Annotated in this window: 24 protein-coding genes; 12 read left to right on the forward strand and 12 right to left on the reverse strand. The window is 63.2% G+C overall.

Annotated features, from left to right (window positions below):
* Positions 1-22 precede the first annotated feature (22 nt).
* Positions 23-1204, forward strand: a complete 1182-nt coding sequence (locus GGD62_RS22710; protein WP_183710312.1) for a DUF2865 domain-containing protein — start codon at positions 23-25, stop codon at positions 1202-1204.
* A 215-nt stretch (positions 1205-1419) separates the two neighbouring features.
* Here GGD62_RS22710 and GGD62_RS22715 read toward each other — a convergent pair whose 3' ends face one another.
* Complete coding sequence (locus tag GGD62_RS22715) at positions 1420-2325, reverse strand: DUF2189 domain-containing protein (RefSeq protein ID WP_179731431.1); 906 nt, start codon at positions 2323-2325, stop codon at positions 1420-1422.
* A gap of 532 nt (positions 2326-2857) precedes the next feature.
* On the opposite strand from GGD62_RS22715, the gene GGD62_RS22720 reads away from it, so the two are divergent.
* The 5 genes from GGD62_RS22720 (at position 2858) to GGD62_RS22740 (ending at position 7389) form a co-directional block, all read left to right on the forward strand.
* On the forward strand, positions 2858-3691 hold the full coding sequence (locus tag GGD62_RS22720) for a cytochrome c oxidase subunit II (RefSeq protein WP_018320924.1): 834 nt from the start codon (positions 2858-2860) through the stop codon (positions 3689-3691).
* 79 nt (positions 3692-3770) lie between these two features.
* The gene (locus GGD62_RS22725; protein ID WP_018320923.1) at positions 3771-5549 is read left to right on the forward strand and encodes a cbb3-type cytochrome c oxidase subunit I; all 1779 of its coding nucleotides are present in this window, start codon (positions 3771-3773) and stop codon (positions 5547-5549) included.
* Entirely contained in the window at positions 5546-6250 is a 705-nt protein-coding gene (locus GGD62_RS22730; RefSeq protein ID WP_183710313.1) for a cytochrome c oxidase subunit 3, read from the forward strand. Before GGD62_RS22725 ends, GGD62_RS22730 begins: the two co-directional genes overlap by 4 nt.
* Before the next feature lie 14 nt (positions 6251-6264).
* Positions 6265-6987, forward strand: a complete 723-nt coding sequence (locus tag GGD62_RS22735) for a heme-copper oxidase subunit III family protein (protein ID WP_179730973.1) — start codon at positions 6265-6267, stop codon at positions 6985-6987.
* A 9-nt stretch (positions 6988-6996) separates the two neighbouring features.
* Complete coding sequence (locus GGD62_RS22740) at positions 6997-7389, forward strand: cytochrome C oxidase subunit IV family protein (protein ID WP_183710314.1); 393 nt, start codon at positions 6997-6999, stop codon at positions 7387-7389.
* Between the two features lie 48 nt (positions 7390-7437).
* Here the strand turns inward: GGD62_RS22740 and GGD62_RS22745 are convergent, their stop codons facing one another.
* The 4 genes from GGD62_RS22745 to GGD62_RS22760 all read right to left on the reverse strand — a co-directional run bounded on the left by GGD62_RS22745 (position 7438) and on the right by GGD62_RS22760 (position 11648).
* Entirely contained in the window at positions 7438-7971 is a 534-nt protein-coding gene (locus GGD62_RS22745; protein ID WP_104461659.1) for a putative immunity protein, read from the reverse strand.
* A gap of 156 nt (positions 7972-8127) precedes the next feature.
* Positions 8128-9885, reverse strand: a complete 1758-nt coding sequence (locus GGD62_RS22750) for an NAD+ synthase (protein WP_183710317.1) — start codon at positions 9883-9885, stop codon at positions 8128-8130.
* Between the two features lie 16 nt (positions 9886-9901).
* The gene (locus GGD62_RS22755) at positions 9902-10255 is read right to left on the reverse strand and encodes a diacylglycerol kinase (RefSeq protein WP_018320918.1); all 354 of its coding nucleotides are present in this window, start codon (positions 10253-10255) and stop codon (positions 9902-9904) included.
* A gap of 4 nt (positions 10256-10259) precedes the next feature.
* Entirely contained in the window at positions 10260-11648 is a 1389-nt protein-coding gene (locus GGD62_RS22760; protein WP_018320917.1) for a class II 3-deoxy-7-phosphoheptulonate synthase, read from the reverse strand.
* 180 nt (positions 11649-11828) lie between these two features.
* Here GGD62_RS22760 and GGD62_RS22765 point away from each other — a divergent pair, with 180 nt between their 5' ends.
* A complete protein-coding gene (locus tag GGD62_RS22765) occupies positions 11829-12725 on the forward strand; it encodes an alpha/beta fold hydrolase (protein ID WP_183710319.1) in 897 nt (298 codons plus the stop codon).
* 1442 nt (positions 12726-14167) lie between these two features.
* Entirely contained in the window at positions 14168-14335 is a 168-nt protein-coding gene (locus tag GGD62_RS22770) for a hypothetical protein (RefSeq protein WP_018319998.1), read from the forward strand.
* A 164-nt stretch (positions 14336-14499) separates the two neighbouring features.
* Here GGD62_RS22770 and GGD62_RS22775 read toward each other — a convergent pair whose 3' ends face one another.
* The 5 genes from GGD62_RS22775 to GGD62_RS22795 form a co-directional block, all read right to left on the reverse strand.
* A complete protein-coding gene (locus GGD62_RS22775) occupies positions 14500-14763 on the reverse strand; it encodes a hypothetical protein (RefSeq protein ID WP_026202291.1) in 264 nt (87 codons plus the stop codon).
* A 204-nt stretch (positions 14764-14967) separates the two neighbouring features.
* Positions 14968-15549 (reverse strand): TIGR00645 family protein, encoded by a 582-nt coding sequence (locus GGD62_RS22780; protein ID WP_018319997.1) that lies wholly within the window; start codon positions 15547-15549, stop codon positions 14968-14970.
* A 33-nt stretch (positions 15550-15582) separates the two neighbouring features.
* Positions 15583-16218, reverse strand: a complete 636-nt coding sequence (locus tag GGD62_RS22785; RefSeq protein WP_018319996.1) for a TerC family protein — start codon at positions 16216-16218, stop codon at positions 15583-15585.
* Complete coding sequence (locus GGD62_RS22790; protein WP_018319995.1) at positions 16215-16577, reverse strand: hypothetical protein; 363 nt, start codon at positions 16575-16577, stop codon at positions 16215-16217. The genes GGD62_RS22785 and GGD62_RS22790 overlap by 4 nt, the downstream gene beginning before the upstream one ends.
* 2 nt (positions 16578-16579) lie before the next feature.
* Positions 16580-17053, reverse strand: coding sequence for a tellurite resistance TerB family protein (locus tag GGD62_RS22795; protein ID WP_018319994.1), 474 nt, complete (start codon positions 17051-17053; stop codon positions 16580-16582).
* Between the two features lie 498 nt (positions 17054-17551).
* Here GGD62_RS22795 and GGD62_RS22800 point away from each other — a divergent pair, with 498 nt between their 5' ends.
* From GGD62_RS22800 to GGD62_RS22810, 3 genes are all read left to right on the forward strand, one after another.
* Entirely contained in the window at positions 17552-18379 is an 828-nt protein-coding gene (locus GGD62_RS22800) for a class II glutamine amidotransferase (protein WP_183710507.1), read from the forward strand.
* 19 nt (positions 18380-18398) lie between these two features.
* On the forward strand, positions 18399-19628 hold the full coding sequence (locus GGD62_RS22805; protein WP_183710321.1) for a carboxylate-amine ligase: 1230 nt from the start codon (positions 18399-18401) through the stop codon (positions 19626-19628).
* Between the two features lie 63 nt (positions 19629-19691).
* Positions 19692-19877, forward strand: a complete 186-nt coding sequence (locus GGD62_RS22810; protein WP_018319991.1) for a hypothetical protein — start codon at positions 19692-19694, stop codon at positions 19875-19877.
* A 13-nt stretch (positions 19878-19890) separates the two neighbouring features.
* Here the strand turns inward: GGD62_RS22810 and GGD62_RS22815 are convergent, their stop codons facing one another.
* A complete protein-coding gene (locus GGD62_RS22815) occupies positions 19891-20199 on the reverse strand; it encodes a hypothetical protein (protein WP_246800223.1) in 309 nt (102 codons plus the stop codon).
* A gap of 377 nt (positions 20200-20576) precedes the next feature.
* Here GGD62_RS22815 and GGD62_RS22820 point away from each other — a divergent pair, with 377 nt between their 5' ends.
* Positions 20577-21716 (forward strand): hypothetical protein, encoded by a 1140-nt coding sequence (locus tag GGD62_RS22820; RefSeq protein WP_183710323.1) that lies wholly within the window; start codon positions 20577-20579, stop codon positions 21714-21716.
* 8 nt (positions 21717-21724) lie between these two features.
* Here GGD62_RS22820 and gor read toward each other — a convergent pair whose 3' ends face one another.
* Complete coding sequence (gene gor, locus GGD62_RS22825; protein ID WP_183710325.1) at positions 21725-23113, reverse strand: glutathione-disulfide reductase; 1389 nt, start codon at positions 23111-23113, stop codon at positions 21725-21727.
* Positions 23114-23118: the final 5 nt, after the last annotated feature.

Genomic DNA, 23118 nt, shown 5'->3' on the forward strand with positions numbered 1-23118 from the left:
ATTGGGCCATGACCTCGCTAGAATGGCGGATATGCCTGAATTCTTGTCCCTCTCTCGTGCTCGCTTGCTTCTTGCCTGCACCGTGCTCATGAGCACGGCCGTGCTCGTCACCGGCGCCCTCGCGCAGGCCGGTCCGCCCGGACCGCCGCCTCAGCCCGGCCAGAACGGACTTGGGCCCAATCCGATGTGCGTGCGGTTGGAAGGCCAGCTCGCGGCGCTGGACCGCGGCGGCGGTGGTGACCCCGCGCGCGAAGACCAGATCCGCCGTTACCAGGATTCCCAGGCCAAGCAGCAGGCCGAGCTGGACCGCGTCACCATGCAGGCCAAGCGCATGGGCTGCGATTCCTCCGGCTTCTTCTCGCTGTTCAACGGACAGTCGGCCCAATGCGGACCGGTCAACACCCAGATCCAGCAGATGCGCGCCAATCTGGACCAGATCACCGGCAATCTCGAGCGTTTGCGCGGCGGTGGCGGCTTCAGCGCGGAACGCGACAGTCAGCGCCGCTCGGTGCTGGTTGCGCTGGCGCAGAACAATTGCGGCCCGCAATATGCCAATGCCGCGCAGTCGCAGGGCGGCGGCAACTTCCTGAGCAATTTGTTCGGCGGCAACAACGCGGGCAATCCGCAAGGCGTGCCGCCCTCCGATCTCGGCCCGCAATCCGGCACCTATCGCACCGTGTGCGTGCGCACCTGCGACGGCGCCTATTTCCCGGTCTCGTTTGCGACGGTGCCGGCGCGCTTCCCCGACGACGAGAAGACCTGCAAGGCACTCTGCCCGGCCGCGGAAGCCGTGCTCTACACCCATCGCAATCCCGGCGAAGACATGAACTCCGCGGTCTCCGTCAGTGGCCAACCCTACACGGCGCTGCCGACCGCTTTCAAATTCCGCAGCGAGTTCAACCCTTCCTGCTCCTGCAAGGCCGCAGGACAGACCTGGGCGGACGCATTGAAATCGGCCGATGACAAGGCGGCAGCCGAGCAGCAGGGCGACATCATCGTCACCGAGGAGAGCGCCAAGAAGATGCAGCAGCAGCGGCTCAACAAGGGTGCGCCTGCGAATGCCAAGAAGGGCGCAGCTCCCGCGCCGACCACGGCGAATTCACCAGCCGCGACGCCGCCGGCAGATACCGCCCCCCCTGCGAGCTCCGAGAACAAGCCGATCCGGTCGGTCGGGCCGACCTTCCTGCCGCAGCAGCAGAAGTAAATCACCTTTTGCTCAACTGTCATGCCCCGCGACCCGGCTACGCCAAGGCTTCGCCGGGGTTTAAGGTCTTGGCTCGCCGAAGCTTCAGCGTAGGCGGCAAGCGGGGCATCCAGTACTCCGTGTCGACAGTTGGCGCGCACCGGCAGCGCCGCGGATTATTGGATCATCCGCTTTCGCGGATGATGCCAACAATCAATGGGGCGCGATCGCCCGTCTCACTCACCCTCGCGGCTCCACGGGAAGAGATTGGCCGGAAAGTCCGCCGCGTAGCGCCTTCCCTTCCTGGGCGGCGGCGGCGCGTCCGGTGGATTCGGATTCGGCTCGACCACCCGCCGATAGAGGTGCCAGGTGGCATGGCCAAGCACCGGCAGAACGACAGCGAGACCGACGAAGAGCGGTAACGAGCCGATCACGAGCAGCACCGCGACGATGACGCCCCATCCGGCCATCGCAACCGGGTTCGCCGCTACTGCTCGGAGCGAGGTGCGGATCGCGTCTATCGCAGTCGCATGCCGGTCGAGCATCAACGGAAACGACACGACGCTGACACACAAAGCCACAACCGCAAACAGGAAGCCGACACCGCAACCGACGATGATGAGCGACCAGCCTTCCGGTGTCGTCAGCACGCGCGTTGCGAAGTCGGGAATGCTTGCGGCCGCCGCATGACCGAAGATTGAGACATAGATTGCGTTCGCGACACCGATCCAGGCCCCGAACAGGACCAGCAGGAGCACGCCGAGTTCGACCATGGCGCCCAACGACGGTGCGCGCAGCACCTTGACCGCATCCCATGCATCGACCTCCTCGCCGCGCTCACGACGCCGGCTGAGTTCGTAGAGACCGATCGCGGCAAACGGGCCAATCAAGGCAAAGCCGGCGGCCAGTGGAAATAGTAGCGGCAGCACCGAATAGCCGAGAACCATCCTGAACAGGACGAGACCGAGAACGGGATAAATCACGCACACGACGATCGCGTGACTCGGCATCGCCTGGAAATCCTCCCAACCCAGGCGCAGGGCCTCGGTCAGATCGGACAGGCTGATCTTGCGAACGGGATAGGAGGCCGCTTCGCCGAATACGTGCCGCCTGATGATGTCGTGGGAGTACAGAGTGGCCATGAACGGACCCTCCCGTGCTGAAAATCGCGGTTTCGATAACACGCGCTTTCCAGCCACGCGTGTCCGCCTGATGAGCAGGAAACGCGATGGGTCGAGTACGGCAACCCAGGTTCAACGAACGAGCCTGGCCGGACGGAACCCGTCGCGACCTGCCTCGCAAAGTCTAGCGCTTGCGGCGCAAGGCTGCACTCACGGTTGGGTGAATTGTGCACTAGCACGGATTTGTGCGTTGCATCACCCAGACCCAACCTGCGCGCCTGATGCTCTGTCGGCTTTGCCAGCACGGCGATCAACCACGTCGGGGCACCTACATTGCGCTATTGACGCCGGGTTGGGCTGGTATCATTTTAGACGCAGACGCCCTTAGAGTTGATGGTCGCGAATATTCTCTTGATTTCGCGGCCAGTGGAATGGGCGAGGCAAGAGGCCGGCGATGGCATAAGTGCCAACCGAAAAAGGCCAGCCATCGCGACAGACATGAGCTCCGCCCTGGATTCGTATCCGTAGCCTTCGATGGCAAGGATGGATCAGGATGGCTGTCGCACTGATACTGCTTCTGGTCGCGATCGGCTCGGTGCTGTTTCACCTCTACAGCCCATGGTGGTGGACGCCGATCGCCACGAACTGGGCCTATATCGATCACACCATCAACATCACGTTCTGGATCACGGGCTTCGTTTTCGTCGCGGTCATCGCCTTCATGGCCTATTGCGTCTTCCGCTTTCACCACAAGGAGGGAAGACGGGCTGACTACAATCCTGAAAACAAAAAGCTCGAATGGTGGCTGAGCGTGGGAACCGGAATCGGCGTCGCGGCGATGCTCGCCCCTGGCCTCGTGGTCTGGCACCAGTTCGTGACGGTGCCTGCGGATGCCACCGAGGTCGAGGTGATGGGCCAGCAATGGCAATGGAGCTTCCGCCTTCCGGGCAAGGATGGGCGGTTGGGCACATCCGATGTCCGCAACATCGCGTCCGAAAATCCGATGGGGCTCAATCGCGATGATCCGCATGCGCAGGACGACGTCGTGATCGAGAACGGCGACCTGCACCTTCAACTGGGAAAGCCGGTCAAGGTTCTGCTCCGCTCGGTTGATGTCCTGCACGATTTCTACGTGCCCGAATTCCGGGCCAAGATGGACATGGTTCCGGGCATGGTGACTTATTTCTGGATCACGCCGATCCGAACCGGAACGTTCGACGTTCTCTGTGCGGAGCTTTGTGGCGCGGCTCACTATCAGATGCGGGCCAAGGTCATCGTCGACGAAGAGCGTGAATATCACGCCTGGCTGGAGCAACAGAAAACGTTTGCAGGATTGCCGCCTGCAAGCACCGTCGTGAAGGCGACATATCAATCCGGCGGCAAGTAGCAAGGCGCCGCCGCGAAGATGGATCGGGTGCGTGAGACCAACTCATCGCCCCCGATGGAAACGACCGAGGAGGTTTTCTATGGTCGATATTCCATATGAAGGGATCGCAGGCACTCCGCCTGCCGAAGTACCTGATGTCGAGCTCTATCATCCGAGGAGCTGGTGGACACGGTATGTCTTCTCGCAGGACGCCAAGGTGATCGCCATTCAGTACTCGCTGACGGCCTCGGCCATCGGGCTGGTGGCCCTGGTGCTCTCGTGGCTGATGCGACTGCAGCTGGGATTCCCCGGCACCTTCTCCTTCATCGATGCCAACCAGTACCTTCAGTTCATCACCATGCACGGCATGATCATGGTGATCTACCTGCTCACCGCATTGTTCCTGGGCGGCTTCGGCAACTACCTGATCCCGCTGATGGTCGGCGCCCGGGACATGGTCTTCCCCTATGTGAACATGCTGAGCTATTGGGTCTACCTGCTCGCAGTCCTCGTGCTGGCCTCGACATTCTTCGTGCCCGGCGGCCCGACCGGCGCCGGCTGGACGCTGTACCCGCCGCAAGCAATCCTCTCCGGAACGCCCGGGCAGGATTGGGGCATCATTCTCATGATGTCGTCCCTGATCCTGTTCATCATCGGCTTCACCATGGGCGGGCTGAATTACGTGGTGACGGTGCTCCAGGCACGCACCCGCGGCATGACGTTGATGCGCCTGCCCCTGACGGTGTGGGGCATTTTCACGGCAACCGTGATGGCGTTGCTGGCATTCCCTGCACTTTTCGTTGCCTCGGTCATGCTGCTGCTCGACCGCCTGCTGGGAACCAGTTTCTTCATGCCCTCCCTCGTCGAGATGGGCCAGCTATCGAAATATGGCGGGGGCAGCCCGCTGCTCTTCCAGCACCTGTTCTGGTTCTTCGGCCACCCCGAGGTCTACATCGTTGCCCTGCCCGCCTTCGGCATCGTTTCCGATCTGATCAGCACGCATGCACGCAAGAACATCTTCGGTTACCGCATGATGGTCTGGGCGATCGTGGCCATCGGCGCGCTCAGCTTCATCGTATGGGCGCACCACATGTATGTGAGCGGCATGTTCCCGCAATTCGGGTACTTCTTCGCCACCACGACGCTCATCATCGCCATCCCCACCGCGATCAAGGTCTACAACTGGGTGCTGACCCTGTGGCGCGGCGACATTCATCTCAGGGTGCCGATGCTGTTCGCCCTCGGCTTCATCATCACCTTCGTGAACGGCGGGCTCACCGGCCTCTTCCTCGGCAACGTCGTCGTCGACGTGCCCCTCTCGGATACCATGTTCGTGGTCGCGCATTTCCACATGGTGATGGGCGTGGCGCCGATCATGGTCGTGCTCGGCGCGATCTATCACTGGTACCCCAAGGTCACGGGGCGAATGTACAATGACGCACTCGGCAAGTTTCACTTCTGGGTCACTTTCCTCGGCGCCTACCTGATCTTCTTCCCCATGCACTATCTTGGACTGCTCGGGGTTCCGCGCCGGTACTTCGAACTCGGAGATACGTCGTTCATCCCGTCCTCGGCCCATTCACTGAACGCCTTCATCTCCGTGGTGGCCTTGACCGTCGGCTTCAGCCAGATGGTGTTCCTGTTCAATCTTGCCTGGAGCCTGTTCAAAGGTGAGGCCTCAGGCGGCAATCCGTGGCGGGCGACGACGCTGGAATGGCAGACGCCGGAGACGCCTCCGGGGCACGGCAACTGGGGCAAGGAGCTCCCGGTCGTGTACCGCTGGGCCTATGATTACAGTGTGCCTGGCGCCGCGGAGGACTTCATTCCGCAGAACCAGCCGCCGCACGCGACGCAGCTCATTCAGGGAGCTGCTTCGTGAGCGCCATCATCCTTTTCCTGGCTGTGCTTGCGGTGATCGCCGGGTGGTGGCTGTCGCAGCAGCGGCTGACGGCCAAGCCCTGGCTGGAGGAAGGCCCGGTTGGTGACTTCCCCGGCGGCGATGCCATGACCTGGCCGGCAGCGAAGGTCGGACTTGGGGTGTTTCTCGCCGTCGCGAGCGCATTATTCGTCCTCTTCATCAGCGCCTACTCGATGCGCATGGACGTGGCGGACTGGCGGACGCTGCCCGTGCCGCGGCTGCTGTGGTTCAACACGGGCGTCCTGATCCTGAGCAGCGTCGCGCTGCAATGGTCCTACGTGGCCGCGCGCCGAGACGACGCTGAAGGCGTCATGATCGGCCTGCTCGCGGGCGGCGCAGCTGCCGTGATCTTCCTCGGCGGACAGCTCCTGGCCTGGCAACAGCTCGGCGCGGCCGGATATTTCGTGGCGTCCAATCCGGCGAACTCCTTCTTCTACCTGTTGACCGCAGTGCACGGGCTGCATCTGACCGGCGGTCTGGTGGCTTTGGGCCGAACCTCGACCAAGATGTGGCGCGGCGCCGGGATCGCCGACATGCGCTTGAGCGTGGAGCTGTGCGCCATCTATTGGCATTTCCTGCTGCTGGTCTGGCTTGTGCTGCTCGGGCTTCTCACGGGCTGGACCGACGATTTCGTCAACATCTGTCGCCGATTGCTGAGCTAGGGAGGCGAGACCAGATGGCAGAGACCGTGCTGACAAATCCGGGCCATTCGACTGCGCGGCTTGAGGGCTGGCGCGGCATCGCCGCCGACTGGGCGTCTGATCAGCGCGCCTTCAAGAACGTGTCCTGGGGCAAGGCCATGATGTGGATCTTCCTCCTCAGCGACACCTTCATCTTCAGCTGCTTCCTGCTCTCCTACATGACGGCGCGCATGTCGACGACCGTGCCGTGGCCGAATCCCAGCGAAGTCTTCGCCCTCAATATCGGCGGCAACCACATCCCCCTGATCCTGATCGCCATCATGACCTTCGTGCTGATCAGCAGCAGCGGAACGATGGCGATGGCCGTCAATTTCGGCTACCGCCGCGATCGCGTCAGAACCGCAGCCTTGATGCTGGCCACAGCGGCGTTCGGCGCAACCTTCGTCGGCATGCAGGCCTTCGAATGGACCAAGCTGATCATGGAGGGCGTCCGGCCCTGGGGCAATCCGTGGGGCGCACCGCAGTTCGGCGCGAGCTTCTTCATGATCACGGGCTTCCACGGCACCCACGTGACGATCGGCGTGATCTTCCTGATCGCCATTGCGCGGAAGGTCTTGCGCGGCGACTTCGACGTCGAGAGGCGTGGCTTCTTCACGAGCCGCAAGGGGTATTACGAGATCGTCGAGATCACGGGCCTGTACTGGCACTTCGTCGATCTCGTGTGGGTATTCATCTTTGCATTCTTCTATCTTTGGTGAGGTCGGCGCATGACAAACGCGGCGGTACACATGGAAGGACAGCTCCACGCTCCGGCGCATGGCGCAGTCGCAACGGGAGCCGTTCACGCCAAGGGTCAACAGCACCCGATCAAGCTCTACCTCGTGGTCTGGGGCTGGTTGTTCGTCCTCAGCACGTGCTCCTACCTCGTCGACTACTTTGGCCTGCATGGCTATCTGAGGTGGTCGCTGATCCTGCTGTTCATGGTGTTGAAGGCCGGCCTGATCGTCGCCGTCTTCATGCACATGGCCTGGGAGCGACTGGCCTTGGCCTATGCCATCCTGCTGCCGCCGATCGCGGTATTGGTCTTTGTGTCGATCATGGTGCTCGAATCCGAATACACGCACTTCCTGCGGGTGCTGTTTTTCGCAACCCCGTCGTAGCGGCAATCTGAGTTCTCACCGCCATTACTTTGCGAGGTGGGCATCTGGTTACGCCAGCTCGCTGCGAAGCCTGCGGTCGATTGCGCGCAGCAGTTCGCCAACCCGCCCTCCACCGGACGGTGCGAGCGGGTAGCGGCGCAGAACCTCGACGAGCCCAGGCGTCGCGCGCCGGACGGCGCGCTCAACATAGTCGGCACCAACATCTGCAGCATCGCCCGCTGCAAGTTCAGTGGCCCGGGCTGCATGGGCGGGCGCGCCGAGAATGTGCCTGACCTGAGTCGATCGAGCCAAGGGATGGAGATAGGCCGCGGATGAGGCACACATCGCGGCGCGCGCAGCTTGGCTGGCTGCTGCATTTTCGGCTTCCTTTGCTGCCTTCAGCGCGGCCCAGGCAGCATCGCGCAAGGCCTTCACCCGCTTGCCTCCTCTTGCGAACGTCCGGGCGGTTTCGAGCGCATCGCGCGGACGGGAATCTGCGGGATACGATTGCTCGAATATCTCCAGCACGTCCGCGGCATTTTCCGCCGCGTAGGCAGCGACCTCACGGAGATCCTCAATATCTAGGATGAACTCGTCTGCCATGCCTCACCTGCTCGACACACCAGCGCGGGGCCATCCCTATTGACGCGCTATGGCCGAAGTCGGTCGTCTCAATATCCGCCGCGGAGTACTGGATCATCCGCCTCCGCGGATGATGACAGCGAACCATGGGGCGCTATCGTCCTCACACCGAAAGCTTCACCCCTCGAACGCGTCGATCGACGCCTTGCTGCCGCGCGAGACCAACGTTTCGTCGACGGCGGGCAGCCCCTCCCCCTTGTCGCGAAAGCGGTTGGTGATGGGATAGCGGCGATCGCGGCCGAAATTCCTGGGCGTCACCTTCACGCCGGGCGCGGCCTGGCGGCGCTTGTATTCGGCGACGTTGAGCAGATGATCGATCCGGGTGACCGTTTCGCGATCGAAACCGGCGGCGATGATCTGATCCAGCGGCTGCTCGCGCTCGACAAGACGCTCCAGGATGGCATCGAGCACCTCATAGGGCGGCAGCGAATCCTGGTCGGTCTGGTTCTCGCGCAGCTCCGCGCTCGGCGGCCGCGTGATGATGTCGGGCGGGATCACCTCGCCCGCCGGCCCGAGCGCGCCATCGGGCTTCCAGCCGTTGCGCAGGCTTGCCAGCCGAAACACCTGGGTCTTGTAGATATCCTTGATCGGGTTGAAGCCGCCGTTCATGTCGCCATAGAGCGTGGCGTAGCCGACCGACATTTCCGACTTGTTGCCTGTCGTCACCACCATCAACCCGGTCTTGTTGGAGATCGCCATCAGAAGCGTACCGCGGCTGCGGGCCTGGAGGTTTTCCTCGGTGATATCGGGCGGCAGATTCTTGAAGAGGCCCGAGAGGATGGTCTCGAAGCCGGTCACGGCCTCCGCGATCGGCAGCACCTCATAGCGGATGCCGAGATGGCCGGCGAGCTCGCCCGCATCGGCGATCGAGTGTGCTGCAGTGTAGCGGTACGGCAGCATCACGCCATGCACCTGATCGGCGCCGAGCGCATCGACCGCGATCGCCGCGCAGAGGGCCGAATCGATACCGCCGGAAATGCCGAGCAGCACGCCGGGAAAGCCGTTCTTGGTGACGTAGTCGCGCAGGCCCAGCACGCAGGCGGCGTAATCGGCCTTGTCGCCCTCGGGTTGCTCGGCGACCGGGCCCGTGCAGCGCCAGTCGTCGCCATTTCTCACAAAGCGCAGCGTGACGATGCTCTCCTCGAACGCCGGCAATTGCGCCGCAAGCGAAAGATCGCCGTTGAGCGCGAAGGAGGCGCCGTCGAACACCAGCTCATCCTGGCCGCCGACCTGGTTGAGATAGACCAGCGGCAGGCCGCTCTCGGTGACGCGGGCGACCGCGACCGACAGGCGCACGTCGTTCTTGTCGCGGGCGTAAGGCGAGCCGTTCGGCACCAGGATGATCTCGGCGCCGGTCTCGGCCAGCGTCTCGACCACGTTCTCGTAATCCTGGGACTCTTCCAGCCAGATGTCCTCGCAGATGGGAACGCCGATGCGCACGCCGCGCACGGTCACAGGGCCCGCCGCAGGGCCGCGCGAAAACAGCCGCTTCTCGTCGAACACGCCGTAATTCGGCAGATTGCATTTGAAACGCAAGCCAGCGATGCGGCCGCCGTCGAGCAGCGCGCACGCATTGTAGAGCTTGCCGTCCTCGACCCAGGGCGTGCCGACCAGCATGGCCGGCCCGCCATCGGCGGTCTCGCGGGCCAGTGCCTCGATCGCAGCGCGGCAGGCCGCCTGGAAGGCCGGCTTCTGCACGAGGTCTTCCGGCGGATAGCCGGCGATGAACAATTCCGGAAACAGCACGAGATCGGCGCCGTCGGCGATGGCTCTCGCGCGCGCACTGCGCGCCTTGACGGCGTTGCCCTCGATGTCGCCCAGGGTCGGATTGAGCTGGGCGAGCGTGACCGCGAATGCTTTGAGACGTTCGGTCATGGCCGCCGCGCTCCGATCAGATAAATCCCAGTCGCTCGATGATGGCGATGATCCAGAACGCGCCTGCCATCAGCAGCGCGACGCCGACGGCCGCCGAGCCCATGTCCTTGACCCGCCCGATCTGCTTGTCGTGATCCATCGTCAGCCGGTCGGCCAGCTTTTCGATCGCGGTGTTGAGCAGCTCGACTGTCAGCACGAACGCAACCGAACAGACCAGCTCGACCGCGCGCATCGCGGTCGCGCCGACCAACCAGGCCAGCGGCAGCGACACCAGGAGCGCAAAAATCTCCTCGCGGACGGCCTGCTCCGATCGGAACGCAAAGGCCAGACCGTTACGGGAATTGATCGTGGCCTTCCAGATCCGCAGCAAGATCCTAGAGCCCCGCTGCGGCCGGCATCGGCGTGGCCTTGCCCGCGCGTTCCTGCTTGAGGAGCTCGGCGATCAGGAAAGCCATGTCGATGGATTGCTCGGCATTGAGGCGGGGATCGCAGACCGTGTGATAGCGGTCGTTGAGGTCCTCGTCCGTGATCGCGCGGGCGCCGCCGATACACTCGGTGACGTCCTGCCCGGTCATCTCCAGATGCACGCCGCCGGCATGGGTGCCTTCGGCGGCATGGATCGTGAAGAAAGACTTCACCTCCGACAGGACGCGGTCGAACGGGCGCGTCTTGTAGCCCGAGGTCGAGGTGATGGTGTTGCCGTGCATGGGATCGCACGACCAGACCACCACTTTGCCCTCGCGCTTCACGGCGCGGATCATGTTCGGCAGATGCTCGCCGACCTTGTCCGAGCCGAAGCGGCCGATCAGCGTCAGCCGTCCCGGCTCGTTGTCGGGATTGAGCACGTCGATCAGCTTCAAAAGCTCGTCGGACTTGAGCGACGGGCCGCATTTCAGCCCGATCGGATTCTTGATGCCACGGAAATATTCGATATGGCCGTGATCGAGCTGGCGGGTGCGGTCGCCGATCCAGATCATGTGGCCCGAGGTCGCATACCAGTCGCCGGTGGTGGAATCGACGCGGGTCATGGCCTGCTCGTAGCCGAGCAGCAGCGCCTCGTGGCTGGTGTAGAAATCGGTCGCGCGCAGCTCCGGATGGCTCTCGAGATCGAGGCCGCAGGCGCGCATGAAGTTGAGCGCGTCGGAGATGCGGTCGGCCAATTCCTTGTAGCGGCGGGACTGCGGCGAATCCTTGAGGAAGCCGAGCATCCACTCATGCACGCTGCCGAGATTGGCGTAGCCGCCGGTCGCAAACGCGCGCAGCAGGTTCAGCGTCGCGGCCGACTGGCGATAGGCCATCAGCTGGCGCTGCGGATCCGGCACGCGCGCTTCCCTGGTGAAGGCGATGTCGTTGACGATGTCGCCGCGATAGCTCGGCAGCTCGACGCCATTGAGCTTCTCGGTCGGCGACGAGCGCGGCTTTGCAAACTGGCCGGCGATGCGGCCGACCTTCACCACCGGCACCGCGCCGGCGTAGGTCAGCACCACCGCCATCTGCAGCAGCACGCGGAAGAAATCGCGGATGTTGTTGGCGCCGTGCTCGGCAAAGCTCTCGGCGCAGTCGCCGCCCTGGAGCAGGAAGGCCTCGCCGGCCGCAACGCGGGCCAGCGCCTTCTTCAGGTTGCGCGCCTCGCCCGCGAACACCAGCGGCGGAAAGGTCGCGAGCTGCGCCTCCACGTCGGCCAGGGCCTTGGCGTCGGGATAGTCGGGCACCTGTAGCACCGGCTTGCTGCGCCAGGACTCGGGCGTCCACCGCTCGGACATCGCAATCTCTCCGTGAAGCAAAAAGCACAACCTGATCTAGGGGTTGCGAGGGCCGCCTTATACACAGGCTGGCCCCGCCCCGCCAGTTGTAAATCCAGTCGGCACTGCAAACCCTTGCGGGGAAAGCCAAATTCGCATTTGCTGGGAGGGCGAGGCAAACTGGCAGGATACCTTGCGGCCATGGACGCGGCACTGGACGACGTTTTCATCGACGAGATCAACTTCCCGGCGACCGACGGGTATGCCCTGGCAGGCACCCTGTTCCTGCCGCGCGGCACCAAGCGCCATGCCGTCCTGATCAATTCGGCCACCGCCGTGCCGCGCAAGATTTATCGGGGCTTTGCCTCCTACCTCGCCCATCGCGGCTGCGCGGTCCTCACTTACGATTATCGCGGCATCGGCGATTCCCGGCTGCCGGCGATGGTCGGCTACAACCAGCCGAAATCGCTGGTCGGCTTCAAGGCCTCGATGTCGGATTGGGCCGCGCTCGACGTCACCGCCGCGGTCAGCTGGATGCGGGAGCGCTACAACACCCTGCCGCTGGCCTATGTCGGCCATTCCTTCGGCGGTCAGGCGCTGGGGCTGATCGCCAACAACAGCGAAATCTCGCGCGCCGCGTTCGTGGCCTCGCAGGCCGCGACGTGGCGGCTGATGACGTCGCCGGAGAAATACCGCGTATTCGCCTTCATGAACCTCATTGGCGTCCCGCTCACCCACACGCTCGGCTACGCCCCGGGCTGGGCCGGCGTCGGGGAGGATTTGCCCAAGGGGGTCTTCCTGCAATGGGCCAATTGGGTCTCGAGCCCCCGCTATCTCTTCGATTCCAAACTGCCGGCGCTGGAGAATTTTGCGAAGTTCAAGGGCGAACTGCGGGCGCTGTGCTTCTCCGACGATCCCTGGGCGACGCGGCCGGCTGTCGAGCTGCTCGCGAGCGGGTTCACCGCGATCAAGCCGGAGGTGCTCAACGTCAAGCCGTCCGACGTCGGCGCCAAGGGAATAGGCCATTTCGGCTTTTTCCGCCCCGAGCATCGCGACACGCTGTGGCGCGGCGTCGCCGAATGGATTCAGGGGGACTGAGACACAGCTTCGCGTTCTCGCGGCTTTTCTCGCCCGAGCTTTGACCAGTACCTCACCCTCTCATGAAAGAGGGCGCAGGGAAGGCCGGGAGCCGGTTGGCTCCCATCGACCGCCATGCGAAGAGCAGATTGCGTGTGCTTCATGCATAGCGGGTAACAGGGCAACCGGAGCATCCCGGCCTTCCCTGCGCAGTGGCTTTACGGCTTATGTCGTACTCTCCCCGGGGAGCGTTGCACTATTGCCCCCGTCGCCTTGTGGATGACTGATGCGCGTGCCCGGTTGGACCGCCACATCACCGCAAGACTTGGCGCACAGACCCCGGGCGCCAGGACCACACGATTTTGCCGTACGCGGATCCCACCGGTCGTGTGCGCCAGGTGTTTCGCTCACGGTTGCCCGCCCTGCAAAACCCTCAGCGCCGATGTGACCCACGTCCACCGCCACCCCGCCCGCGTTCGTGACGATCGCGATACGCCCCTCTTCGTTGGGCCGGGATGCAGCGACACATACGCGATTTCCGAATTTCGGTAAAGTGGAATATTTTTGGCAGCGCGCGTTGACCCAGGGCTCGCGTGTTTTGCCTGTCGGGCAACACAAGGCCTTGTGGATATCGTGCGGCCGCGGCTCGAGCGTTTCCGTGGAAACGCTGAAAGGCGTGCGATTCCCGGCGCGCAGCCGCATCTTCACCGACGAGGAAGCCTCTGAGCTGAAGGCCGTGGGACCGCCGGCGTCCGCCTTGAATTAGGGCGTGAACCCATAAATGTCGGCTCACCACCGTAAAGCGGAAGTCGCCACCTTGATCTACTGTTCGTAACCCAGAGCGGACACTACAACTACAAATTTACCGCCGCTTGGCCCAGATAACTCGGACTTTCGATCGTTTGCGGCTGCTTCTCTCGCAGGTCTTCAATACCCGAGCGCGGAGGTTCCGAAGTTCTGCAAGTTGAGAGTTGAGCAACCAGACCCGTTGATTCAAAATGATCATACGGTCGCAAATCCGACCACGACTATTCATTACGAGCTCCAAGAGCTGCAACTGCTGAAAATTACCGACATTTGTAAAAGGCGTTCACCGGAGATCTTAGCGTTGCTTCACGTAAAAGATGTGAAACGGCACATACGCGGCAGGAAAGGTATTTCACCTATCGAGTTTCTGAAGGCGTGCCTTAGGCACTAGTTGGCACAGAAAGGGCCACGACCGTGATGCAGGAGCAAGGTGATGTCACGAGCCTGTGGCATGTTCGTTGCACATTGGCGTCAACTGAGATTTCAGTGCTCAGTTAGAGAATAGGGCGCCGCCGGGACGCATATTTCAAGCCCGGCCGCGCCTCTTTTAACTGCTGCCCTGCTCTCGCGCCGTCATAAATCCGTAATTTTCAGGCATCGAACCTTGGCGCTGTCGCCCGATTTGCTTAGGAGTAAGGCCGCGAGAGGACCTGATCATGACCGACAATACGCAATACGACGACGCTAAGCGAAATCGCCTGCTCGAAGCAGCTCAGCAGGAGATGATCAAGTTCGAACGCAAAGAGAACGAGTTCCGCAAGAGGGATCGTGCCGAGAGAGCGGCGGAACTGCAATTGCCTCTGGAAAAGCTCAATATTCATTGATCACGTTGCCGGCAGTTTCCAGCCATGGTCCATCTAGCTCGGGTCGCGCCGTCGGATTCTGGCTACTGGTCGGATTCGACAAGCTCATTAGCGGTTGAACTGCCAGCGCCCTGGCTGGCGGTAAACCGGACGTCAGGCGGACAGCCGATTAATGAGTACAGGCCCTAACGGATAATCGTCGTCAGGGACGAGTAGCGCCTGTTGGGCTTGGCCTCGCCCGGCGCGAACTGCGAGAACGCGTCGCTGACGCGGACCGCCGGCGGCGTGTCGGTCGCAAACCGAAACTCCTTCGGCCGCGGTGCGTAGAAGCTGGCGCGATAATAGGCGTCGTCGAAGCGCGCCTCGCCGACCCCGAACAATGCGTCACAGACGAGCAGGAGCGCGTAGACTCCCGCGACCGATGCGACGATCTCCCTTAGAATTGACATGCCGATAGCCCTGCCCTTTTGCGAGCAGGATGCAGATCGGTTCCAAAGGCCTGGTTTAAGGCACCAGGCTTCTTGTCCGCAGGGTTTGCTGCTGCTGAGCGGTTTGCAGACAATTTTATCGATTGAAAAAGGAGCCCGCCGGATCGGACGATCAGGCGGGCTCAGGATTGGCCGCTCGGGAGGTTATCAGACGGCCACGCGAGCTCAGCCGTGGCCGGCCTCCTTGCGATGGCCGTTGTCGCTGAGGCGGTCGACCCAGGCGATTCCGATCGCCGAGACGATGAAGGTCATGTGGATCAGCACCTGCCACATCACGCCGGTCTCGGTGAAATTGCTGCGCGTGGTGCCGAGATTGCCGGCCTCGATGAAGGTCCTGAGCAACGAGATCGAGGAGATGCCGATGATCGCCATCGCGAGCTTGATCTTGAGCACGCTGGCATTGACATGGCTCAGCCATTCCGGCTCGTCGGGATGGCCGGTCAGGTTCAGGCGGGACACGAAGGTCTCGTAGCCGCCGACGATCACCATGATCAGGAGGTTCGAGATCATGACGACGTCGATCAGCCCGAGCACGACCAGCATGATCTGCTGCTCGCTGGCGTCGAACGAGTGCGCGACCAGATGCCAGAGCTCCTTCAGGAACAGCAGCACATAGACGGCCTGCGCGACGATCAGGCCGACATAGAGCGGCACTTGCAGCCAACGGGAGCCAAAGATGAGCTGCGCAAACAGGCCTAGGCGCGGCGGCTCGCCTTGCGCCGAAGGTGCTTTGGGTTCGGACGTCATGAATTACTCCGGATTGCGGAAAGAGTTGTCGCCTCAGAGACTCGCGATGACAGGCGCGAGCTCGAGCGAGCCCCGATAGATCATCTCGAAGGCGACGTAAATGATGATGGCGAGGCCGACATAGGCGACCCAGCGATGCTTCTGGAGCACGCGACCAAGCAGATCGGCGGCAACACCCATCATCGCCACCGACAGCAACAGCCCGAAGACGAGAATGTAGGGATGCTCGCGCGCGGCGCCCGCGACCGCGAGCACGTTGTCGAGCGACATCGAGACGTCGGCGGCGACAATCTGCACCGCAGCCTGACCGAAGGTCTTTCGCTGCACGGTCGCACCGTCCGCGCCGCCGCCATGGCTGAACGCCAGCTGCCCCCCATGCGACTGCTCGCGCAGCTCGCGCCACATTTTCCAGCACACCCAGAGCAGCAGCACGCCGCCGGCAAGCAACAGGCCGATGACCTGCAGCAGCTGGGTCGCGACGCCGGCGAAGACGATGCGCAGTACCGTGGCGGCAGCGATACCGACGATGATGGCGCGGCGGCGCTGTTTGGCCGGAAGTCCCGCTGCGGCGAGGCCGATGACGACGGCATTGTCGCCGGCGAGAACGAGGTCGATCAGGACGACTTGAAGCAGCGCAGTGAGCGCTTCGGGCGTGATGAATTCAGTCATGATTGATCATTTTTCGATGCGGATGGATCGAGCCAATGCGGCTTCTTCCGCTCGACCCAATCCAGGACCTTCGAACGTGAGGAGCGCAACGCAGGCACGTCCTCGGCAAGCAGCGCGAGACCGAGCGGCAGCATCCAGACGCCGAGGATCGGAAGGAAGGAAAGCACGCCGCCCACAATGAGGAGCGCGCCCGATGGAATTCTGACCCAGCGGTTCGACGGCTTGAGCAGATAGGTGACCGTGTCACCCATACGCGGCGGCAGCCGATCGACGAGCTTTTCGAGGCGCGGGTCGCCGCCGGCCATTTCGCTGGCGGGACTTGCGGCTTCACTCGTACGCTCGTGCGATGCTGCGCTCATGCCTACTCCTCTGTGGCCATCTGCCGTTCGGTGCGCCCTTGACCCGACGTGACCGGCTTCGCGCGCGGCAGCACCAGCGTCAGCAAGCGCAACAATTTGATCGCCTGCACTTCGTGGGGATGGACGTCCTCATCCGCCGCAGCCACCCGCTCCGACAGCTCAATCAAATGGGACGACAGCGGCAGGTTCGAAACCGGCCGCAGCGTGTCGATCACGACATTGGCAAAATCCGGTTCCTCGAGCCGTGCGGCGAGCTCATCGAACATCGCATAGAGCCGTTCGTCCGAGATGTGCGGCGCCAGCTTGCGATCCTTGATGAAACGGATCACCTCGTCGCGCTCGACCGGCGAAACCCGCCGGTCGGCAACCGCAACCAGCGCGCCCACGATCACCAGCGCGACCGCGGCCTGCTCGTTCAGGCTGGACGGTTCCGTGATTTCGATTTCGATCGGATTTGAATGCTTGGCGTCAGTCATCGTTGCTCCTCAATGTTGCGAAATGGCCGCACGGAGCTGCGATGGGGACGAATGGTCGGAGAGAGAGTACAGAGGCCCGACGATCGGCCGATCCATCGCATTCGCGCGGGACAGGTCATCCGACATCACGAGGTTTGCCGACGAACGTCGGCGTCCTCGCCAGAGGGGCCCGGATTCTTGTTCGTGTCAGAGATAAAGGTGGGTCCGTCGGAATCAAGGCGAGATGACTGCGACCAGCCGCCGCATCGGTTCCGCGGTCGTGCATTTCGTTAAGCACGTCGCGCTCCGTGTCCCGGACGCGATGCAACGCGTAGCGCTGCTGCGCAGAGCCGGGACCCAGATGGCGCACCCAACCTTAAGGGCCCGGGCTCAGCAGTGCGCCGCCAAGAGGCGCTGCACTCGTCCGGGGCAAGCCCTCGGCGCCGGGAACATCGCCTCGGCGGGTGTGTTGGTGCAACTCAGCACGCATTGTCTGACAGGAAGCCGCAAGGAACTCCCATGTGCCGCTGGATCGCATACCGGGGCGAGACCACCTCGTTTGAGCCTTACGTCACCGAGCCCGAACATTCGCTGGTCGCGCAGAGCATCCGCTCGCTGCAATCCACGGCGGGCTCGAATGGCGATGGCTTTGGTCTCGGCTGGTACGGCGAGCATCCGGAGCCCGGCCTTTATCGCGAGACCCGCCCAGCCTGGTCGGACGAAAACCTGCGCTACCTCTGTCGGCATCTGCGCTCGCACTTGTTCTTTGCCCATGTGCGCGCCGCCACCGGCACGGCGGTGACGCGACAGAATTGCCATCCCTTTGCCTGCGGCCACTGGATGTTCATGCACAACGGATTCGTCGGGAGCTGGAATCGGCTGCGGCGCAAGGTCGAGGCGCTGATCCCCGATGCCTATTATCCATCGCGGCTGGGCACGACCGATTCGGAGGCTGTGTTCCTGGCGATGATGGGTGCCGGGCTCGACAGCGATCCGCTTCAAGCGACGCGGCGCGTGCTGCACGCCCTCGTCGGCCTCGTCAACGAGGGGCAGCTGCGCGAACGGCTGCGCTTCACCAGTGCGATCGCGAACGGCCGGGATCTCTATGCGTTTCGCGTTGCGGTCAACGACGCCGCAAACACGCTGTATTACCGGGAGGACGGCGGCCAGGTCATCGTCGTGTCCGAACCCTTCGACAAGGAATCGGATTGGTCCGAAGTGCCGCCAAATCACGCGCTGATCGCGCGCGCGTCCGAAAACGTGAAGATTGTTCCGTTCGACGTTGCAATTTCCGGTGAGTACGACGCGGAACCCGCCCCCGTCAGACGGATTATCGCCCGCAGGTAATGCCTTTGCCGGGTGGCCAATGACATGTACTTCAGGCGTTTTGAAACTGCTGCGCCTCGATTCCTCGGGTGACAGGCAGCACCTGGTCATTCGCTCTGCCGGCGGCGGGGCCAAGGCGGCTGAATATTCCTTCGGCATCGAGGAGGAGTACTTCCTGGCCGACCGCCGCAGCTTCGAGGTCGCCATTCAAACTCCAAACGAGCTGTTCGAATCGGCGAATTGGTCGACCGGCGGTCAGGCCATGCGGGAGATGCTGCAATCCCAGCTCGAGGTCGCCACCAACGTTCACGTCGACGTCAACGACGCCCGCGAAGAGCTTCGCTTCCTGCGGCGCGAAGTCGCGAACGTCGCCGCGCAATATGGTTTCGTGATCATGGCCTGCGGCACGCACCCGACCGCGGTCTGGCGCATGTCGCAGCCAAGCCCGAAACCGCGCTATGAGGAGATGATCGAGGATCTGCGCAGCATCGGCCATCGCAACATGATGTGCGGCATGCATGTGCACGTCCAGCTGCCCGATCCCGAGAAGCGCATGGCGGTGATGCGGGCGATGCTGCCGCATCTGCCGCTGTTCATCGCGCTGTCCGCGTCCTCCCCGTTCTGGAATTCGCACAAGACCGGGCTGAAGGGCTACCGTCTCGCCGCCTATTCCGAGCTGCCGCGCACCGGCCTGCCCGAACTGTTCGAGAGCCGGCAGGACTACGACGACTATGTCGGCGCGCTGCAGCGCTCCGGCGTCATTCCCGACGAGAGCCACATCTGGTGGGCGATGCGCCCGTCGATGCGGCACCCCACCCTCGAGCTTCGGGCGCCCGATACCTGCACCTTCGTCGACGACGCCGTCGCCATCGCCTCGCTCTATCGCTGCCTGACGCGCCGCCTCTATCTGCGACCGGATCTGTCCAAGGGGGTCACCGCGGTCGAACGCGCAATTGCGGTTGAGAATAAATGGCGCGCCCAGCGCTACGGCACCGATTGCATCTTCGCCTCCAGAGACGGACCGGTCACGATCTCGGAGATGCTCTCCCGAATCATCGACGACACCACCGAGGACGCCGACGCACTGGGCTGCGCCGCCGAGATCGAGCATTGCCGGGTCATTGTAGACCGCGGCAGCTCGGCCGAATTCCAGCTTCGCGCCTATCGCGAAAACGGCGATGACATCGCAGCCGTGTCACGATGGATCGCTACATCGACGATCTCAGGAACCAGCGCGCCGATCGGGCGCAGCGCTCCAGCGCCGTCATAGCGCCCGCGCAAGCTTCCCGGACGAGAACGTCATTTCTGAATTTGCTACGCCGTGGGGGAATGCATGACTGACATCGCCTGGTGCGCCGGTTGCGGCCACAGCCTGGTCCCGATCCTGTCCGAGAACGGCCGCGCGCGGCCAAGCTGCTTCTGGTGCGAGGGCGTCGACGCCCGGACCATGGAGATGGCAAAGTGGGCTGACAGCCCGGCCGGCAAGCCGGATCGGGCCGCGCCTCACGCCTTTGATTGAGCCGCCCTCTGCGTCAAACCCGCGCCATCACGCGCGGACGGAACACGGAATCCGCGGTCGGCGAAAGAGCCGTGACCGGCTTTCGCGTCGGCCGGCGCCGCGGGATGAAGAAATTGTTCACGAGGATCGGCTCGTGATCGCCGAGCGCGATCCGCTCCTTCGCGAGCAGGCTCATGACCGAGCGCATCTTGATGACTTCCTGCGCCACGAAGCTGCAGTCCTCGTCGCGGTTGATCTGCTCATGCATGATCGCTTCGGCTTCGCGCATGCTGACGCGGAGCGCTCTGATGGTTCTGCGAATTTCGCTGATACGGTTGTCCATGGCTGCCTCCATCTCGGTCGCAGCATAAGAACAAAACATGAACAATCTGTCAATCGCCGCCCTGCCCGGTCGCGACGTTTTCGCTAAATCCCCAAGGCGCCATCGGACCGATCCGGGCACCGCCGCCGCTGCACGCGCACTCCCGCCCTGCCGACAAATTAGACAGGTCCCCTCACTGCGCCGGACGCGCGCATCCCCGGCACGCGTCCGATCAGCAGAACAAGCCGTCGATCTAACCTCCCGTGCAACCACCGGATTTTTCCTGAACGGGCACGCCGGCATCGCGGCGCCAGGCCCGCTTGCTGCTTCGCAAACCAACTGGCCCAAAATTCGCAATGACGGTGCAAGCGAAGCAACGGCGCAGAGCGGAGAACGTCATGAACGTGCATGCTGCGGGCGATCTCAAGACGACCGGCCTCACCCATCCGAATGGCGCGCCGCTCCGCCTCAACACGCAGGACTTCATCGCGATCGATCGCGATCGGAATGCGAAGTTCGAGGCGACGTATCGCCCGCAAGCGCTCTACAATCGCGCCAATGAAGGCTTTCACGCCAACAACGAAACCTTCCTGCTCCACGAAGTCGCGACCAATCTGCCGATCTACCGTCCTGACACCGGTCCCACCGACTTCCATCTGCATCTGCCGCCCGGCGGCTTTCAGCTCGTGCTGGTCACCTCGGGCGCTTTCACCTTCGACTATGACGGGCGCTTCTACAATGTCGGACCCGGCGCGGTGATGCTGCAAAGCGCGATCGTGCATCGCCAGCTGTTCTACACCTGGTCGGGTTTGCCAACCGAAGAGAATTTGAAGACGCCGCAGACGGTGGTGCCGGATCCGGTCTCGATGGGCTATTCGGGCAAATTCCTCGAAGCCTTCATCACCGATCCCACCACCTTTCCGAATCCCACCATCGTCGGTCCCGATCGGATCAACGAAGCCGAAACGCCGCGCGTGGCCTGGAGCCATCCGCTGCACGATCGCCCGGCCAATGCCGGCTTCTGGCTTCAGGATCCCCTGGCGCTGGATGCACTGTTCAAGCCGCTTGGCGACGGCTCGATCAAATCGGGGCTGCCGGTTTACGTGCGCGATATCGGCATCGAGGCGCCGAGCGGCCAGCTCGTCACCGGGCACATCATCGCAACAGATCCGCGCGGCCGGTCGCTCCTGCCGAAGAGCACATCGGCATCCGCGGACGCCGCCTCGTTCGCCAAGGGCGAGGTCGTGATCTATCGCGTCATTCGCGGCACGGCCGAATTCAGGAACAAGGCGGGTGAGGCCTTCGAGCTCGCGGCCGGCGACGTCGTGACCGCAGGCAAGAGCTCGATCAGCCTCATTGCGGTCGGCGAGAACACGCAGGTGCTGCGGCTCGGCCTTCTCAAGGGTATCGACGACCTTCGCGGCTGGACGCCGACGCAGCGCGACGAGATCGACAGTCTCGCCGGCCAGATCATCACGCAGAAAGACATTCGTCCGCTGCGCACCGAAGGCAAGCCTGTCGGATATCTCTACGCTTAGGAGACGCCCTACTCCGCGGCCTGGCGCACGTGGCGCGCGGTCGGGGTGCGCATGGTGACGAGCTCTTCGGCCGCGGTCGGATGCAGCGCGATGGTCGCGTCGAAATCAGCCTTGGTCGCCTTCATCTTCACCGCGATCGCGACGGCTTGCGTGATCTCGGCCGCGGCATCGCCGACGATGTGGCAGCCGAGCACGCGATCGGTCGAGCCGTCGACCACGAGCTTCATCAGCACGCGGGTGTCGCGGCCGGACATCGTCGCCTTGATCGGGCGGAACGAGGTCTTGTAGATGTCGACGTGACTGAACTGCGCCCGCGCTTCAGTCTCGGTGAGACCAACGGTGCCGACCTCTGGCTGCGAGAACACCGCGGTCGGGATATTGGCGTGGTCGACCTTCACCTCGCGCTTGCCGAACACGGTGTCGGCGAAGGCGTGGCCTTCGCGGATCGCGACCGGCGTCAGGTTGAAGCGATGGGTGACGTCGCCGATCGCATAGATGCTGTCGACCGAGCTCCTGGAGAAATGGTCGACCGCGATGCCGCCATTCGCAGGATTAATGGCGACGCCGGCGTTCTCGAGCCCGAGATTGGCCACCGCGGGATGGCGGCCGATGGCGAACATCACCTGCTCCGATGCGATGCTCGATCCGTTCGACAGATGCGTGGTGAATTCATCGCCGTGGCGGTCGACCTTGCTCACCGTGCAGCCGGTGAGAATGGTGATGCCCTGCTTCTCCATCTCGGCACGAACGTGGGTCCGGACATCCTCGTCAAAACCGCGGAGGATGTTGTCGCCGCGATAGATCACGGTGACGTCGGAGCCGAAGCCGGCGAAGATGCCGGCGAATTCCAGCGCGATGTAGCCGCCGCCCTGGATCACGATCCGCTTCGGCAGCCTCGCAAGGTGGAACGCCTCGTTGGAGGAGATCACGTGCTCGATGCCGGGAATCGCCGCGCCGTGGTTGGGCGCGCTGCCGGTGGCGATCAGGATGTATCTTGCGGTGATCTTGCGGTCGTTTTCGAGCAGACGCACGGTGTGCTTGTCCTCGATCACCGCGCGGCTCTTGACGATCTGCGCGCCTGACTTCTCGACATTGGCGGTGTAGGCCGCCTCCAGCCGAGCGATCTCCTTGTCCTTGTTGGCGATCAGCGTCGGCCAGTCGAAGCTGGCGGGCGGAACGGTCCAGCCGAAACCTGCGGCGTCCTCGAGCTCGTGGCGAAAATGCGAGCCGATCACGAACAGCTTCTTCGGCACGCAGCCGCGGATCACGCAGGTCCCGCCCATGCGGTACTCTTCCGCGATCGTCACGCGGGCGCCGTAGCCGGCCGCGATGCGGGCGGCACGCACGCCGCCCGAGCCGCCACCGATGACGAAGAGGTCGACGTCGAATTCAGCCATTGTCC

This window comes from Bradyrhizobium sp. ERR14, assembly GCF_014198235.1.
Lineage (GTDB): Bacteria > Pseudomonadota > Alphaproteobacteria > Rhizobiales > Xanthobacteraceae > Bradyrhizobium.